At 64.5% G+C, this 14,656-nt stretch carries 14 protein-coding genes; 2 read left to right on the top strand and 12 right to left on the bottom strand.

Annotated elements, in window-relative coordinates; all coding sequences use genetic code 11:
- Nucleotides 1-3 precede the first annotated feature (3 nt).
- The 3 genes from pnp to truB form a co-directional block, all read right to left on the bottom strand.
- Entirely contained in the window at nt 4-2,298 is a 2,295-nt protein-coding gene (gene pnp / locus RIB52_RS06165; protein ID WP_350174013.1) for a polyribonucleotide nucleotidyltransferase, read from the bottom strand.
- 271 nt (nt 2,299-2,569) lie between these two features.
- Nucleotides 2,570-2,839, bottom strand: coding sequence for a 30S ribosomal protein S15 (rpsO, locus tag RIB52_RS06160; protein ID WP_350174011.1), 270 nt, complete (start codon nt 2,837-2,839; stop codon nt 2,570-2,572).
- A gap of 12 nt (nt 2,840-2,851) precedes the next feature.
- Nucleotides 2,852-3,865, bottom strand: coding sequence for a tRNA pseudouridine(55) synthase TruB (gene truB / locus RIB52_RS06155; RefSeq protein ID WP_350174009.1), 1,014 nt, complete (start codon nt 3,863-3,865; stop codon nt 2,852-2,854).
- Between the two features lie 47 nt (nt 3,866-3,912).
- Between truB and glpD the strand changes: the two genes are divergently transcribed.
- Nucleotides 3,913-5,409, top strand: coding sequence for a glycerol-3-phosphate dehydrogenase (glpD, locus tag RIB52_RS06150; RefSeq protein WP_350174007.1), 1,497 nt, complete (start codon nt 3,913-3,915; stop codon nt 5,407-5,409).
- Here glpD and RIB52_RS06145 read toward each other — a convergent pair.
- Genes RIB52_RS06145 through RIB52_RS06135 form a run of 3 tightly spaced genes read right to left on the bottom strand, consistent with a single transcriptional unit; the run spans nt 5,406 to nt 7,297 of the window.
- Nucleotides 5,406-6,095 carry a site-2 protease family protein gene (locus tag RIB52_RS06145; protein ID WP_350174005.1) on the bottom strand — a complete coding sequence of 230 codons (690 nt, stop codon included), beginning with the start codon at nt 6,093-6,095 and terminating at the stop codon, nt 5,406-5,408. The genes glpD and RIB52_RS06145 overlap by 4 nt on opposite strands.
- Before the next feature lie 33 nt (nt 6,096-6,128).
- Nucleotides 6,129-6,680 (bottom strand): GrpB family protein, encoded by a 552-nt coding sequence (locus RIB52_RS06140; RefSeq protein WP_350174003.1) that lies wholly within the window; start codon nt 6,678-6,680, stop codon nt 6,129-6,131.
- Nucleotides 6,680-7,297 (bottom strand): thymidine kinase, encoded by a 618-nt coding sequence (locus tag RIB52_RS06135; protein WP_350174001.1) that lies wholly within the window; start codon nt 7,295-7,297, stop codon nt 6,680-6,682. The genes RIB52_RS06140 and RIB52_RS06135 overlap by 1 nt, the downstream gene beginning before the upstream one ends.
- Nucleotides 7,298-7,440: 143 nt before the next feature.
- Between RIB52_RS06135 and RIB52_RS06130 the strand changes: the two genes are divergently transcribed.
- On the top strand, nt 7,441-8,028 hold the full coding sequence (locus RIB52_RS06130) for a YceI family protein (RefSeq protein WP_350173999.1): 588 nt from the start codon (nt 7,441-7,443) through the stop codon (nt 8,026-8,028).
- Nucleotides 8,029-8,129: 101 nt separating this feature from the next.
- Here the strand turns inward: RIB52_RS06130 and rbfA are convergent, their stop codons facing one another.
- From rbfA to rimP, 6 genes are read right to left on the bottom strand one after another with little or no spacing between them, the layout of a single operon-like run.
- Nucleotides 8,130-8,537 carry a 30S ribosome-binding factor RbfA gene (rbfA, locus tag RIB52_RS06125; protein WP_350173997.1) on the bottom strand — a complete coding sequence of 136 codons (408 nt, stop codon included), beginning with the start codon at nt 8,535-8,537 and terminating at the stop codon, nt 8,130-8,132.
- Entirely contained in the window at nt 8,537-8,974 is a 438-nt protein-coding gene (locus RIB52_RS06120; RefSeq protein ID WP_350173995.1) for a PaaI family thioesterase, read from the bottom strand. The genes rbfA and RIB52_RS06120 overlap by 1 nt, the downstream gene beginning before the upstream one ends.
- Nucleotides 8,975-8,991: 17 nt before the next feature.
- The gene (infB, locus tag RIB52_RS06115; RefSeq protein WP_350173993.1) at nt 8,992-11,592 is read right to left on the bottom strand and encodes a translation initiation factor IF-2; all 2,601 of its coding nucleotides are present in this window, start codon (nt 11,590-11,592) and stop codon (nt 8,992-8,994) included.
- A gap of 9 nt (nt 11,593-11,601) precedes the next feature.
- Complete coding sequence (locus tag RIB52_RS06110; protein WP_350173991.1) at nt 11,602-12,393, bottom strand: DUF448 domain-containing protein; 792 nt, start codon at nt 12,391-12,393, stop codon at nt 11,602-11,604.
- The gene (gene nusA / locus RIB52_RS06105) at nt 12,374-14,032 is read right to left on the bottom strand and encodes a transcription termination factor NusA (RefSeq protein WP_350173989.1); all 1,659 of its coding nucleotides are present in this window, start codon (nt 14,030-14,032) and stop codon (nt 12,374-12,376) included. Before nusA ends, RIB52_RS06110 begins: the two co-directional genes overlap by 20 nt.
- Nucleotides 14,032-14,601 carry a ribosome maturation protein RimP gene (gene rimP, locus RIB52_RS06100; RefSeq protein WP_350173987.1) on the bottom strand — a complete coding sequence of 190 codons (570 nt, stop codon included), beginning with the start codon at nt 14,599-14,601 and terminating at the stop codon, nt 14,032-14,034. The genes nusA and rimP overlap by 1 nt, the downstream gene beginning before the upstream one ends.
- Nucleotides 14,602-14,656 lie beyond the last annotated feature (55 nt).

Raw genomic sequence — 14,656 nt, 5'->3', positions numbered from 1 at the left:
CGATCAGTCCTTCAGGAAGTCGGGCATGGCTGCGGGCCCATCGCCGCCGCCATTGTCGCCGCCGCCATCGCGGTTGCCGCCGCGCGGGCCGCGTCCACGGCCGCCCCTGCGATCACCACCGCGGTCGCCGCCACGACCGCCGCCGCGGCCACCCTTGTCACCGCGCGGTTCGCGCGGCGGTCGGGTATCTTCCAGCTCTTCGCCGGTTTCCTGGTCGACGACACGCATCGACAGGCGGACCTTGCCGCGCTGGTCGATCTCAAGCACCTTGACCTTCACCTCCTGGCCTTCGGAAACGACATCGGTCGGCTTTTCGACGCGCTCGTTCTTCATTTCGGAGACGTGGACGAGCCCGTCCTTGCCGCCCATGAAGTTCACGAAAGCGCCGAAATCAACGATGTTGACGACCTTGCCAGCGTAGATCTTGCCGACTTCGGCTTCCTCGACGATGCCTTCGATCCACTTGCGGGCAGCCTCGATCTCGTCGAGATTACTGGAGGAGATCTTGATCACGCCCTCGTCGTCGATGTCGACCTTGGCACCGGTTTCCGCGACGATCTCGCGGATCACCTTGCCGCCCGTGCCGATCACGTCGCGGATCTTCGACTTGTCGATCTGCATCGTCTCGATCCGCGGCGCGTGCTTGGAAACCTCGCCGCGGGCAGAGCCGAGCGCCTTGGTCATTTCACCCAGGATGTGCGCGCGGCCGGCCTTGGCCTGTTCGAGCGCCTTTTCCATGATCTCGCGGGTGATCCCGGCGACCTTGATGTCCATCTGGAGCGAGGTGATCCCCTCTTCCGAACCGGCCACCTTGAAATCCATGTCGCCGAGGTGATCCTCGTCGCCCAGAATGTCGGACAGGACGGCGAAATCCTCGCCTTCGAGGATCAGGCCCATCGCGATGCCGGAGACCGGACGCTTGAGCGGAACGCCCGCGTCCATCATCGACAGCGCCCCGCCGCACACGGTCGCCATCGAGGACGAGCCGTTGGATTCAGTGATGTCGGACAGGACACGGATCGTATAGGGAAACTCCTCCGCATCGGGCAGGACCGGGTGCAGCGCGCGCCAGGCGAGCTTGCCGTGGCCGGTTTCGCGGCGGCTGGTAAAGCCGAAGCGGCCCACTTCGCCGACCGAATAGGGCGGGAAGTTATAGTGCAGCATGAAGTTCGAGTAGCTCAGCCCCTCGAGCCCGTCGATCATCTGCTCGGCGTCCTTGGTGCCGAGCGTGGTCGTGCAGATCGCCTGCGTCTCGCCGCGGGTGAACAGTGCCGAGCCGTGGGTCCGCGGCAGCAGGCCGACCGCCGCCTCGATCGGGCGGACCTGATCGAGCTTGCGCCCGTCGATGCGCTGGCCGTCCTTGAGGATGGCACCACGCACGATTTCCGCTTCGAGCTTCTTGACCGCCTTGTTGGCGACCATCTGCGTCTGCGGCTCTTCCTCGGCGAAGGCTTCCTTCGCCTTGGTGCGCGCGTCGTTCAGTGCGTCGGAGCGGGCCGACTTGTCGGTCAGCTTGTAGGCCGCGGCAATATCGTCACCGACAATGCCGCGCAGCTTTTCCTTGATCGCCGAGGTATCATCGGCGGTGTCGATTTCCCACGGCTCGTTCGCAGCCTGCTCGGCGAGATCGATGATCGCGTCGATGACCTTCTTCGACTCCTCGTGAGCGAACATGACCGCGCCGAGCATTTCGTCCTCGGTCAGTTCCTTGGCTTCGGATTCGACCATCATCACCGCGTCCTGTGTCGCGGCAACAACGAGGTCGAGACACCCATCTTCGCCCAGCGCATCGGAAATGCTGGGATTGAGAACGTATTCGCCATCGCTGGTATAGCCCACTCGCGCCGCGCCGATCGGGCCCATGAAGGGCACGCCCGACAGGGTGAGCGCAGCCGAGGCGGCGATCATCGCGACGATATCGGGCTCGGTCTCGCCATCATAGGACAGGACCTGGCAGATCACGTTGATTTCGTTGTAGAAACCTTCGGGGAAAAGCGGCCGCACCGGGCGGTCGATCAGGCGGGAGGTGAGCGTTTCCTTTTCCGTCGCGCGGCCTTCGCGCTTGAAGAAGCCGCCCGGGATACGGCCCGCGGCGGAGAATTTTTCCTGGTAGTGGACGGTGAGCGGGAAGAAGTCCTGGCCTTCGCGGACGCTCTTGGCGGCGGTCACGGCGCACAGCACCACGGTCTCGCCATAGGTGGCCAGCACAGCGCCGTCTGCCTGACGGGCAATGCGGCCGGTTTCCAGAGTGAGGGTTTTCCCGCCCCACTCCAGCGATACGGTTTTCGTGTCGAACATTTAGATTCCTTCTGAACCCGCTGCGCCCTATTGCGTAGCGGGGCCTCTTGTGTGCCGGGGAAGATTGCCGTCCCGGCCCGGTGCGGGGCCGATTGTGCCCCTCCAGCCCCTTCACCGGAATGTGAAGGAAAGCCAAAATGGTTGCGCGCCCGGATTTGCACGGACGCATGTCAGGCCGGAGACATTCGGTTTCCGGCGCGCAGCTCTCATAGACGAGTTTGCCGCGACTGAATAGCGAAACGGCCCCCCGGAGGGAGCCGTTCCTGAAAGCTTACTTGCGAAGACCCAGCTTCTGGATCAGCGCGTTGTACCGCTCGACGTCCTTCTTCTTGAGATAGGCGAGCAGGTTGCGCCGCTTGTTGACCATCATGAGGAGGCCGCGGCGCGAATGGTTGTCCTTGTGATGGCCCTTGAAATGCTCGGTCAGGTTCTTGATCCGCTCGGTCAGGATCGCGACCTGCACTTCGGGGCTGCCGGTGTCGTCCTGACCCCGGGCGTGTTCCTTTATGATCTTCGTCTTAGTTTCGGCATCGACCGACATGTGTTCTCTTCCTTACTCAGCGACATCGGGCAGGTTGAAACCCCTGACGACCTTCGCCGTCCCACCCTCGATTTCGACCAGCGCAACCGGGACATCGCCCAGTTTCGCAAGGTAAAGCCCGGGTAGTTGGGGCATTCCGGACAGGACCCGGCCCTGGCGGACCGCCTGCGCACTTGTCCGATCGAGGGATAGGGCCGAGATGTCGTCCAGCCCCGCCTCCAGCGGCAGGATAAGGTCATCAAGTCGCGGGCCTTTATCGCTTTCGCCGGCAAAGTCCAGCGAAATCGCCTGCTGCTCGCGGAAAGGTCCGGCTTTCGTTCGACGCAGATAGGTGACGTGGCCGCGCGATCCAAGGGCGAGGGCGATGTCGCGCGCAAGGGAGCGGATATAGGTGCCTTTCGAAACATGGGCGGTAAGGGTCACAGCTTCGGCGACTTTCAGCGGGGCAGTGGCCGAGAACGGGTCGGGCCGCCCGCCTTGGTTCTGAAAACTCGATCCGAGCATCCGACCCTCGCCGCTGCGCCCTGCACCGCCCGCAAAGCCAAGCGAATGGATCGTCACGCGGCGCGGTTGGAGCTTCACCTCCTCGCCCGCCCGCGCCAGGTCATAGGCGCGCTTTCCATCGACCAGAATCGCCGAATAGGCCGGGGGAAGCTGCTCTATCTCGCCGGTGAAGTGATCGAGCATGCCCGCGATCGCTGCAAGCGGCGGAAAGCGATCGCTGCGCGCAATCACCTCGCCTTCGGAATCGAGCGTGTCGGTCTCTTCCCCGAACGCAATCGTGAAATCGTAAATCTTGTCGCTATCGAGCATCCGCCCGGCGAGCTTGGTCGCCTCGCCCAGCGCGATCGGCAGCACGCCTTCGGCCAGCGGATCGAGCGTCCCGCCATGGCCGACCTTGGTCTTCGCATAGCCGCTTTCGCGCAGCAGGCGCTTGACCTTGCCGACGGCCTGCGTCGACCCCATCCCGCGCGGCTTGTCGAGCACCAGCCAGCCGTGAAGCGCGGGTTTGGAAGTGTCTTTCATCCGCGCCCCCTAGCCAAAGCGGGCCGGAACCGCCAAGTTTTCTTCCCATGACCTCGGGCGATACCGACCACTTCGACCTCCTCATCATCGGCGGCGGGATCAATGGAGCCGGCATTGCGCGCGATGCGGCCGGGCGCGGCCTTTCGGTCTGCCTTGTCGAAAAGGACGACCTTGCGAGCCACACCTCGTCCGCTTCGACAAAGCTCGTCCATGGTGGCCTGCGCTATCTGGAGCATTACGAGTTCCGCCTCGTGCGCGAAAGCCTGATGGAACGCGAGCGCCTGCTGTCAATCGCCCCGCACATCATCTGGCCGCTGCGTTTTGTCCTGCCGCATGATGCAGGGCTGCGCCCGAAATGGATGCTGCGGCTGGGCCTGTTCCTCTACGATCACCTCGGCGGACGCAAGCTGTTGCCGGCGACCCGGATGCTCGACCTGCGAGCGCCCCCGCACGACGCGATCCTGGAAGAGCGCCTGACGAGCGGCTTCGAATATTCCGATTGCTGGGTAGAGGATTCCCGCCTCGTTGCGCTCAATTGCGTCGATGCCGCAGAGCGCGGCGGCGATATCAGGACACGCACCGAATGCGTCGGCCTCGAACGCGCAGGCGATCGCTGGAGAGCGCGGCTTGTCCGCCGGGGCGAGGAAAGCACTGTCACCGCCGCGCGCGTCGTCAATGCCGCCGGGCCGTGGGTCGACCAGCTGCTCGGCCGTGCGCTTCCCGGCGAGCGCCATGCCAATCTGCGCCTCGTCAAGGGCAGCCATCTCATCTTCCCCAAGCTATTCGAGGGCGAGCATAGCTATATCTTCCAGAACCGGGACGACAGGATCGTCTTCGCCATTCCCTATGAGCGCGAATTCACCCTCGTCGGCACGACCGATGTCACCTTCGAAGGAGACCCTTCGCACATTGCGATCAGCGAGGAAGAGGCGCGCTATATCTGCGCTGCGGCGAACGAGTATCTCGCCCGCGACGTGAGCCCCGATGACGCAGTCGCCTCCTATGCGGGCGTGCGTCCGCTCTATGACGACCGATCGGCACAGAATTCAACGGTAACGCGCGACTACCAGTTCGAGCTCGACCGCGGCGCTGATGGCGCCGGGCCTGCCCTGCTCTCGATCTTCGGCGGCAAGATCACGACCTATCGCAAGCTCGCCGAACATGCGCTCGAGGAATTGGAAATCGGCGGGGAGCAGTGGACTGCGAGCGAGCCGCTGCCCGGCGGCGACATCGATCCCATGCGCTTCGATGCATTCGTAAGCAGGCAGGCGCAGCTTTATCCCTTCCTCGCGCCCGACACCGTCCGCCGCCTTGCCCGCGCCTATGGCACGCGGATGGACGTTCTGCTGGACGATGCGAAGGGTATCAATGACCTGGGGGCGCACCTCGGCGGCGATCTCTATGCGGCGGAGCTTGAATACCTCGTCGCCCACGAATTTGTGCTCGATGCCGAAGACGTGCTCCGCCGCCGCTCGAAACTCCACCTGCACCTAGGCAAGGAGGCGCAAGGCCGCGTCGCGGCGTGGTTCGATCGACGGTCCTAAAGACCGAGGAACGCAGAGACGATGTCGGCCACGTGCAGGAATAGGCCCATCGCGATTCCCAACGGTGGCAGCAGCAGCGCCTCAAGCCAGCCGGTTCCGAAAAACCAGCTGTAGGCGATCACTCCGATCAGCAGGAAAATCCCCACCCGCTGCAGCCTCGCCCAGTGAAAGCGCAACCGGTCGGGCAGCAAACCGCCGACGATGTGGGACCCATCGAACGGCGGGATGGGCAGCAGGTTGAAAAGGCCGAGGAAGATGTTGATGAGCAGGAACATGGTCAACACCGTGCCCAGCACATTGCCCTCGACAAGGATGCTCGCACCGTTGATTGCACTCAGCACCCCGATCAGCACGGCGCCGAACATCGCGAGCAAGAAATTGCTCGCGGGTCCGGCAAGCGCGACCGCCATCATGCCATAGCGCGGATTGCGCAGGCGGAACTGGTTGACCGGGACCGGCTTGGCCCAGCCGAAAGCGGGCGCACCTGCCAGCAGCAGCGCACCCGGGACGAGCAGCGTGCCCACCGGATCGACATGGCGAACGGGATTGAGCGTCAGCCGCCCGCGCTCGGCCGCGGTGGGATCGCCCAGCAGCATCGCCATGTAGCCATGCGCGACCTCGTGGAAGACGATCGCTACGATCAGGCAGGGGATCAGCAGAACGACCAGGGTGACAGTGTTGTCCATTAGCCTCCAAATAGGGTGCGCGGCGACCCCGCGCTAGGCCTCGCCCTCCTGGGCGCACGCTTTACCGCGCGCCCAGGCAAGCGCCAATCTTTCGGTCTGCTCGACAAAAGAAGCCTTGCGCTCGATATAATCGTCAACGCCGCGCCAATCGGCGGCAATGGCCTCTTTCAAGCGTGAATATTCGCTCGCAACAGGGCGGTGAGCAAGCAGGTAATCGCGAAAGGCGAGATGCCTCTCTATGTGTGGCGAACTGACCTCAAAGGCTTGGACATGATGACTGCGCGCCCCCTTGTAATTGTCCTTGATGTAGAAACGGCGGCCGGCAATCCCTTTCTCTCCCTTGCCGATAAAACCTGCTTCGCCAAAAGCCGCATCGCGACGGTCCAGCGCCACCAGGCTTGTCGCCTCAATCAGAATATCTATTACAGGCTTGGCCCAAATGCCCGGGATCGCCGTGCTGCCCACATGGTGGATAGCCTTCGCGTCCGCTCCCAGGATAGTCCGAAGCGTCGCTTGCGCCTCTCCAAATGCGACGGACCATGCCGGGTCATGGGGTTGAGGGGGCTTTTTCAGGCGCGTTTTCATCACCCCACCGCGTCCATATCGCCGCCGAGCGCGGCGCTGAAATGCTTGCGGCACAACGCGACATAGCTCTCGTTCCCGCCGATCGCGGTTTGCTCGCCTTCGCGGATCGGCATGCCCGCCGAATTGACGCGCAGGTTCATCGTCGCCTTGCGCCCGCAATGGCACACCGCCTTGAGTTCGACGAGCGCATCCGCGATCCCAAGCAGGACGGCGGAGCCGGGAAACATCTGCCCCTGAAAATCGGTCCTCAGGCCATAGCACAGCACCGGGATGCGCACTTCGTCGCAGATGCGCGCGAGCTGCCAGACCTGCTGCGGCTTGAGAAACTGCGCCTCGTCCACCAGCACGCAGTCGAGCCCTTTCAAACCGAAATCGTTCGCATCCTCGTTCTCGTGCGCGACCGAAATCGCGTTGAACAGGTCGGTGTCGTGCCCGAAACGATGGGCCTCGGCCTCGAGTCCGATGCGGCTGCGCACCATGCCCTGCGAGCGCGTGTCGAGCGCGGCGGTCCACAGCATCGTGTTCATGCCGCGCTCGCGATAGTTGAAATCGGCTTGCAGCAGCGAGGAACTCTTCCCCGCATTCATGCTCGAATAATAGAAATAGAGCTTGGCCAAGCACCCCTCCGCCAACCTGCACGACCCTTGCGCGGACCGCACCTAGCCCGCAGCCGCGGTCCATGCCAGTGCTGCGGCTTCGCGTTCCCCGGTTGAAACCTTTTGCGCTATGGAAGGTTTGAAAGCTCGAGGGACGCAAGAATATGCAATCCATTCGCCTTATCCTGATGCCGTTGCTCGTGCTGTTTGCGGGACTTGCCGCGTTTGCGCAGCAGCCCCGGTCTGACACGCTCAACTACCGGCTCGATTCGAGCGCGAGCGACGTATCGGCCCGCGTCCCCTTTTTCGGCCTTGCCAGCAAGACGGCGCGCTTTCCCCGGATGGAAGGCGCGGTCACCATTGTCCCCGACGCGCCCGAGCGCGCAGTGATCGACGTGACTTTCGATGCCGGGGCGATCGAAGCGCCCGACCGCGTGACGCTGCGGCGGCTGCGGGGCGAGAAATTCTTCTGGGTCGAACGCTATCCGCAAATCCGCTTTGTCGGGCGCGCGCTCAAAATGTCGAGCCCGCTCGAAGGGACGCTTGAAGGGATGTTGACCGCGCGCGGAGTGAGCAAGCCGCAGACGCTCGCCGTGACGTTCGACAGCCCGCCCGGAAAGGCGGTCGGCAAGCCGATCAGCTTTACGGGCAAGACGACGATCGACCGGCGCGATTACGGCATGAAGAGCTATCAGCTGATCGTAGGCAACGAGGTCGACATCGAACTGCGCGCGCGCATGGTGCCGCGCTGACATGTTTGTGAGTCGCAGCGGAGGCTGGGCCCTCGGGCAAAGTCGCGCCAACGCGCAAGAGGTTCCAGCCTTCGCCGGAACTCGCGGCTTCCCTCGATGGCTTACTCCTCCTCGTCCCCGTCGAGATCGCGCGCAACCTTGGGATTGCGCAGCAGCGCCTCGATCCGGTCGGCTTCGGCAAAGGTCTCGTCCTTGCGGAACTTGAGCTTGGGCGCGAATTTGAGGCCGAGCCGCTTGGCGACCTCGCGCTGGAGGAAAGCGGTGTTTTGCCGCAGGGCCGCCACCACCTCGTCTTCGGCCTGCCCAAGCAGGGGTTTCACGTAAGCGGTCGCGTGGCGCAAATCGGGCGTCATGCGGACTTCGGTGACCGAGATATTCGCCGCGCTCACCGTTTCGTCATGCACTTCGCGCCGGGCGAGCAGTTCGGACAGGATGTGCCGCACCCGCTCGCCTACCTTGAGAACGCGAACCGAATGCTGTTCGGCGGTGTATTCCTGCTTGCGAGCCATCAATCCATGCCTGTCTGGTCTGGCGTCGGGCGCGGTGTCGGCAGCGCGGTCGAGGTCGCGCGGGCCATCAGCTTGCCGTCTTCCGACAGCAGTTCCGCTTCGAGGAAGACGACCTTGCGCCCGGCCTTCACCACGCGCCCTTTGCCGATCAACGGGCCTGCGGGGATCAGGCGGATGAGGCTCATGGTGAGGTCGAGATTGAGCGGCGCCATCTCGCCCCCGGTGGCGGCGACATAGGCATAGCCCATCACGTCATCGAGATAGCCCGCGACCAGCCCGCCCTGCACCCCGCCGCGCCAGGTGGTCATCTCCTTGCGCACGGTGAAGCGCATGGTCGCGGTCTGCGTCACCTCGTCCCAGCCCACGAATTCCGAGCCGAGCAGCGCGGTATGAGGCGAGGTGTGATGATCCTCGGGGAAAAAGCCTGCTTCGCTCATTCAGCGCGCTCCGCTAATCAGAACTCCAGCGTCCGCTCGCGCTCCTCGACGGAGAACACTTCGAGATTGTCGCCCGGCTTGATGTCGTTCGTGTCCTCCAGCACCACGCCGCATTCTAGCCCGGCGCGCACTTCGTCGACATCGTCCTTGAAGCGCCGCAGCGAGGCGATCTTGGTCGCCGATACGATGACATCCTCGCGGGTGAGACGCGCGAACAGGCCCTTGCGGATGACCCCATCGAGCACGAGGAGGCCGGCGGCCTTGTCCTTCTTGCCGGCCGGGAAGACCTGCTTGACCTCGGCTCTGCCGACGACCGTCTCGATCCGTTCGGGACCAAGCTCGCCAGCCATTTCCTTCGCGACCTCTTCGGTGAGGTGGTAGATGACATCGTAATACATCATCCGCACGTTATCGCGCTTCACCAATTCGCGCGCCTTGGCGTTGGGTCGCACGTTGAAGCCGATGATCGGGGCGTTGGATGCCGCAGCGAGGCTTACGTCCGTCTCCGTGATCGCGCCGACGCCGGCGTGGAGCACACGCACCTTGATCTCGTCGTTCGAGATATTGTGGAGCGCGCCGACGATCGCCTCGACCGAGCCTTGCACGTCGGCCTTCACCAGGACCGGCCATTCGATCACGTTCGCCTGCAGCTTGTTGAACATCGTGTCGAAATTGGTCGGGGCGAGCGCGGTGCGTTTTTCGGTCGCCTTTTCCTGGCGATATTCGGCGACTTCGCGGGCGCGCTGTTCATTCTCGACCACGGTAAGCTGGTCACCTGCCGATGGTACTCCACCAAGGCCGAGCACTTCGACCGGCATGGAGGGACCGGCTTCCTTGATCTGCTTGCCCGCATCGTTGACCAATGCACGCACGCGGCCGCTCTCCGTGCCGACGACGAAGGTGTCGCCGCGCTTGAGCGTCCCGCGCGTGACCAATACGGTCGCGACAGGGCCGCGGCCCTTGTCGAGCTGCGCTTCGATCACGGTGGCCTCCGCATCGCGATCGGGCCGCGCCTTGAGTTCCAACAATTCGGCCTGAAGCGCGATCGCCTCGAGAAGTTCGTCGAGCCCGGCGCCGGTCTTGGCCGAGACTTCGACATCCTGCACGTCGCCGGAAAGCTTCTCGACGATCACCTCGTGTTCGAGCAGGCGGTTGCGCACGTTGTCGGGGTTTGCCTCGTCCTTGTCGACCTTGTTGATCGCGACGATCATGGGAACGCCCGAGGCCTTGGTGTGATTGATGGCCTCGATCGTCTGCGGCATGATCCCGTCATCGGCGGCCACCACCAGCACGACGATGTCGGTCACATTCGCCCCGCGCGCGCGCATTTCGGTAAAGGCGGCGTGGCCCGGCGTGTCAAGGAAGGTAACCTTGTCCTTGCTCTTCGTCGTGACCTGGTAACTTCCGATATGCTGGGTGATGCCGCCGGCCTCGCCCTTGGTCACGTCGGTTCCGCGCAGCGCATCGAGCAGGCTGGTCTTGCCGTGGTCGACATGTCCCATGATGGTGACAACCGGCGGGCGGGGCTTCAACGTTTCGGCGGGATCTTCATCCTCGGCGGGTACGATGTCGATATCGGCTTCGGACACGCGCTTGATATTGTGGCCGAATTCCTCAACCAGCAATTCGGCCGTGTCGGCATCGATGGTCTGGTTGACAGTCACCATCATGCCCATGTTGAACAGCGCCTTGACAAGGTCGGCACCCTTTTCGGCCATGCGGTTGGCGAGTTCCTGAACCGTGATGGCTTCGGGAACGACGACGTCGCGGACCTGCTTTTCGCGCGGCTTGGACGAGCCGCCGCCCTGCATCCGGCGCTCCTTCTCCCGCGCGCGCTTGAGCGCGGCAAGGCTGCGCGCGCGCCGCCCTTCGTCCTCGTTCAAGGCGCGCGTAACGGTGAGCTTGCCCGAACGGCGCTTGTCCTTGCCGCCGCCGGAGGGGGACGCCGCGCGCTTGTCGTCCTTTTTCTTCTTTTCCGGCTTCTTCGGCTCCGGCCGCGCCACGGGCGTGAACTTGCGCGCGGCGGGCATTCCGCTGCGGGTCTTCGCGGCTGGGACCTGCTCTGAAGCCGGTTCGCTCGCCGGGGCTTCGGACTGTGCATCGGCTGCGACTTCGGCCTGCGCTTCCTCGGCCGCGCGTTTCTCGGTCTCTTCCTCGGCCTTCCGGTTTTCCTCGGCGCGGCGCTTTTCCTCTTCAGCGGCCTTGCGAGCCTGCTCGTCCTCGCGCTTGCGCGCTTCCTCGGCGAGCCGCAGCCGCTCTTCCTCGGCCTCGCGCTGGAGACGCTTCACGCGCTCCTGCGGGGTTTCACCGGCAGGGGCCTTGGAAGCGGGCTTGGGCGCGGGCTTCGGCGCGGGCGCAGGCTTCTTCGCTGCCGGAGCGGGGGCGGGCGCAGGCGCCGGCGCAGGCGCAGGCGCCGGCGCAGCCGTGGCCTTGGGTTCGCTCGCGGGCGCCGGTGCAGGTGTCGCCTCGCCCGGTTTGACGAGTTTGCGGCGGCGCTTCACCTCGACCGCAACCTTGTTCGTGCGGCCGTGGCTGAAGGTCTGCTTGACCTCGCCAGCGTCCACCGCGCGCTTTAGGCCCAGCGGTTTACGGGTGCGTTTTTCGTTATCGTCGCTCATTCTGGCTCGTCATTCCTTCACGTATTCGTCGGTGCCGACGCGGGGTGCGCCAGCTGTATCGGCGGATGATCCACGCGCACCGGATACTTCCGATGCGCCCGCCCTGTAGTTCGAGAGGCGGGAGGCCGCTTGGGCGACCCGCGAGGCCGGCGACGAACCGCCTGCCTCCTGTCTGCGGGGGTAGGAAACCCCCAGATGGACGACATTGTCGCGGCCCAATGCCACAGAGAGAGCCGCGCGGTCCAGTGGCAACACCTTACCGCGCAGGCCCGAGCCTTCCTCAAGCCGCCCCACGCGCCACGCCTGGTCCAGCCTTTTGCGCCCGTCCTCGCTGCTGTCGCGGGCATGGAGCAGCAGCGCGATCCGCCCGCTGCGCGCCTGTTCCTCGATCCGCGACGAGCCCAGCGCGATGTGTCCGGCGCGCAATTCGAGGCCCAGCCTCTCACACAGGCTGCGCGCCAGGGCCGCCTCGACCAGTGCGGGCAGATCGTCCGGAATGGCGAGCCTCGCCCCCCGGAACGCCCGCAACAATGCCCGCTTGAGGTGGCCCTCGCCGAGCGCGCTTTCAAGCGCTTGCCGGTCGGGCGCGATCCATGCCCCGCGCCCCGGGGCCTTGGCCGCAGGATCGGGCAGCACGCGGCTCACCCCGTCGGCATCGGGCGGGGAGATCGCCAGCCGCACGAGATCCTCTCTCGGAAATCTCCTTCCCGAGAGGATGCAGCGCCGCTCGCTCCCGCTGGAGCGGGAGACGGGCCCTTCGTCGATGTCGTGCGTCAGGCGCTCATTGGTCGGAGTCCGCATGGGCGGCCTCCTGGGTGTCAGGCTCGTCCGCGGAGCCGGTCAGCTCCTCGTCCTCGAACCAGTGCGCACGGGCAGCCATGATGATCTCGTTGCCCTGCTCTTCGGAAAGACCGTATTCGCCGAGAACACCGCCCTTGTCCTGCTCGCGCTGCGGGCGGCGCATCGGCGGACCATCTGCGTTGTTGTTGCGGCGGCGCGGGGCCTCGCGCTTCTTGGCGATCAGTTCGTCGGTCGCAAGATCGGCGAGATCGTCCAGCGTCTTGATCCCCGCCTTGCCCAGCGTGACCAGCATGGCCTCGGTCAGGTGCGGGATTTCGGCGAGGTCGTCCTCGACGCCGAGTTCACGGCGGGCGGCGCGATGGCCTTCTTCCTGCCTCTCGATCGCTTCGAGAGCGCGGCTCTGCAGTTCCTCGGCGAGTTCGTCGTCGAAACCCTCGATCGCGGCGAGCTCGGTAAGCTCGACATAGGCAACCTCTTCGAGTTCCGCGAAGCCTTCGGCGACAAGCAGCTGCGAAAGCGTCTCGTCGACGTCGAGCTCCTCCTCGAACATCTTGGAGCGTTCGGCGAATTCCTTGCTCCGCTTCTCGGAGGCCTCCTCCTCGGTCATGATGTCGATCTGGTGACCGGTGAGCTGGCTGGCGAGCCGCACGTTCTGGCCGCGGCGGCCGATGGCGAGCGAAAGCTGGTCATCGGGCACGACGACTTCGATCCGGCCCTCGTCCTCATCGAGCACGACGCGCGCCACCGTTGCCGGCTGCAGCGCGTTGACTACGAAAGTCGCGGTGTCTTCGGACCAGGGAATGATGTCGATCTTCTCGCCCTGCAATTCCTGCACGACAGCCTGCACGCGGCTACCCTTCATGCCGACGCAGGCGCCGACGGGGTCAATCGAGGAATCGTAGCTGATCACGCCGATCTTGGCGCGGCTGCCCGGATCGCGCGCGGCGGCCTTGATGTCGATGATGCCGTCGTAGATCTCGGGCACTTCCTGCGCGAAGAGCTTGCGCATGAAATCGGGCGCGGCGCGGCTGAGGAAGATCTGCGGGCCGCGATTGTTGCGTTCCACCTTGGTGATGAGCGCACGCACACGCTCGCCGACGCGGGCGGCTTCGCGCGGGATCTGCTGGTCGCGGCGGATGACGCCCTCTGCCCGGCCGAGATTGACGATCACGTGGCCGAATTCGACCGACTTGATGACGCCGGTGATGATCTCGCCTGCGCGATCCTTGAATTCCTCGTACTGGCGCTCGCGCTCGGCATCGCGGACCTTCTGGAAGATCACCTGCTTGGCCGATTGTGCGTCGATCCGGCCGAGATCGACCGGCGGCAGCGGGTCGACGATGAAATCGCCGATCTGGGCATCTTCCTTGAGCTTTTGAGCCTGGGCGAGATCGACCTGCTTGAAATAGTCCTCGACCTCTTCGACCACCTCGACGACGCGCCACAAGGTGAGGTCGCCGGTCTGGGGGTCGAGCTTGGCCCGGATGTCGTTTTCCGCGCCATAGCGGTTGCGCGCACTCTTCTGGATCGCCTCTTCCATCGCCTCTATGACGATCGACTTTTCGATCATTTTCTCGGACGCAACGGAGTTCGCGATCGCGAGCAGTTCAGCCTTGTTCGCGGAAATGGCACTGGCCATCAGTCGTCTGCCTTCTCTTCTACAGTTTCTTCGATGAGTTCGTCCGCCCCGCTCGCATCGAGCGGGCGCGTCGCCGCGATCAGCGCGTCGGTCAGGACGAGGCTGGCGGAATGAATCTGTTCGCGCGGCAGCCGGGCCTCGCCCGCTTTAGCGTCGGCGATGAGGACATGATCCCCGTCGATGCCGAGGAGTTCGCCCCTGTAGGTGCGCTGGCCGTCATAGCCCTTGGCCATGGATATCTTCGCCTCGTGGCCGGCCCAGTCGGAAAAATCCTTCGCGCGCGTCAGGGGGCGGTCGATGCCGGGGCTCGACACTTCGAGGTGATAGGTGCCCTCGACCAGGACCTCGCCCGCCTCCTCGGCTGCGTCGATCGCATCCGAAATGCGCCGGGAAAGCTCCGCGCACTGGTCGATCACGAGCTGGCCTGTCGCCGGATCCTCGGCCATGACCTGCAGCGCCTGCCCGCCGTCACCGGCTTCCGACGGCAACATCTTGATGCGCACGAGATCGAAGCCGAGCGCTTGCGCCTCGGGCTCGATGATCGCGGTCAGGCGGGCGATGTCGGCCAATCGGGTTCCTTCGCTAGGCTTGGCTTGTGCATCATGGTGATGACGGAACGGGTTC

The organism is Erythrobacter sp., from assembly GCF_040217515.1.
Lineage (GTDB): Bacteria > Pseudomonadota > Alphaproteobacteria > Sphingomonadales > Sphingomonadaceae > Erythrobacter.
Note: the sequence above shows the minus strand (reverse complement) of the source record. Positions and strands in the feature narration are given on the sequence as shown.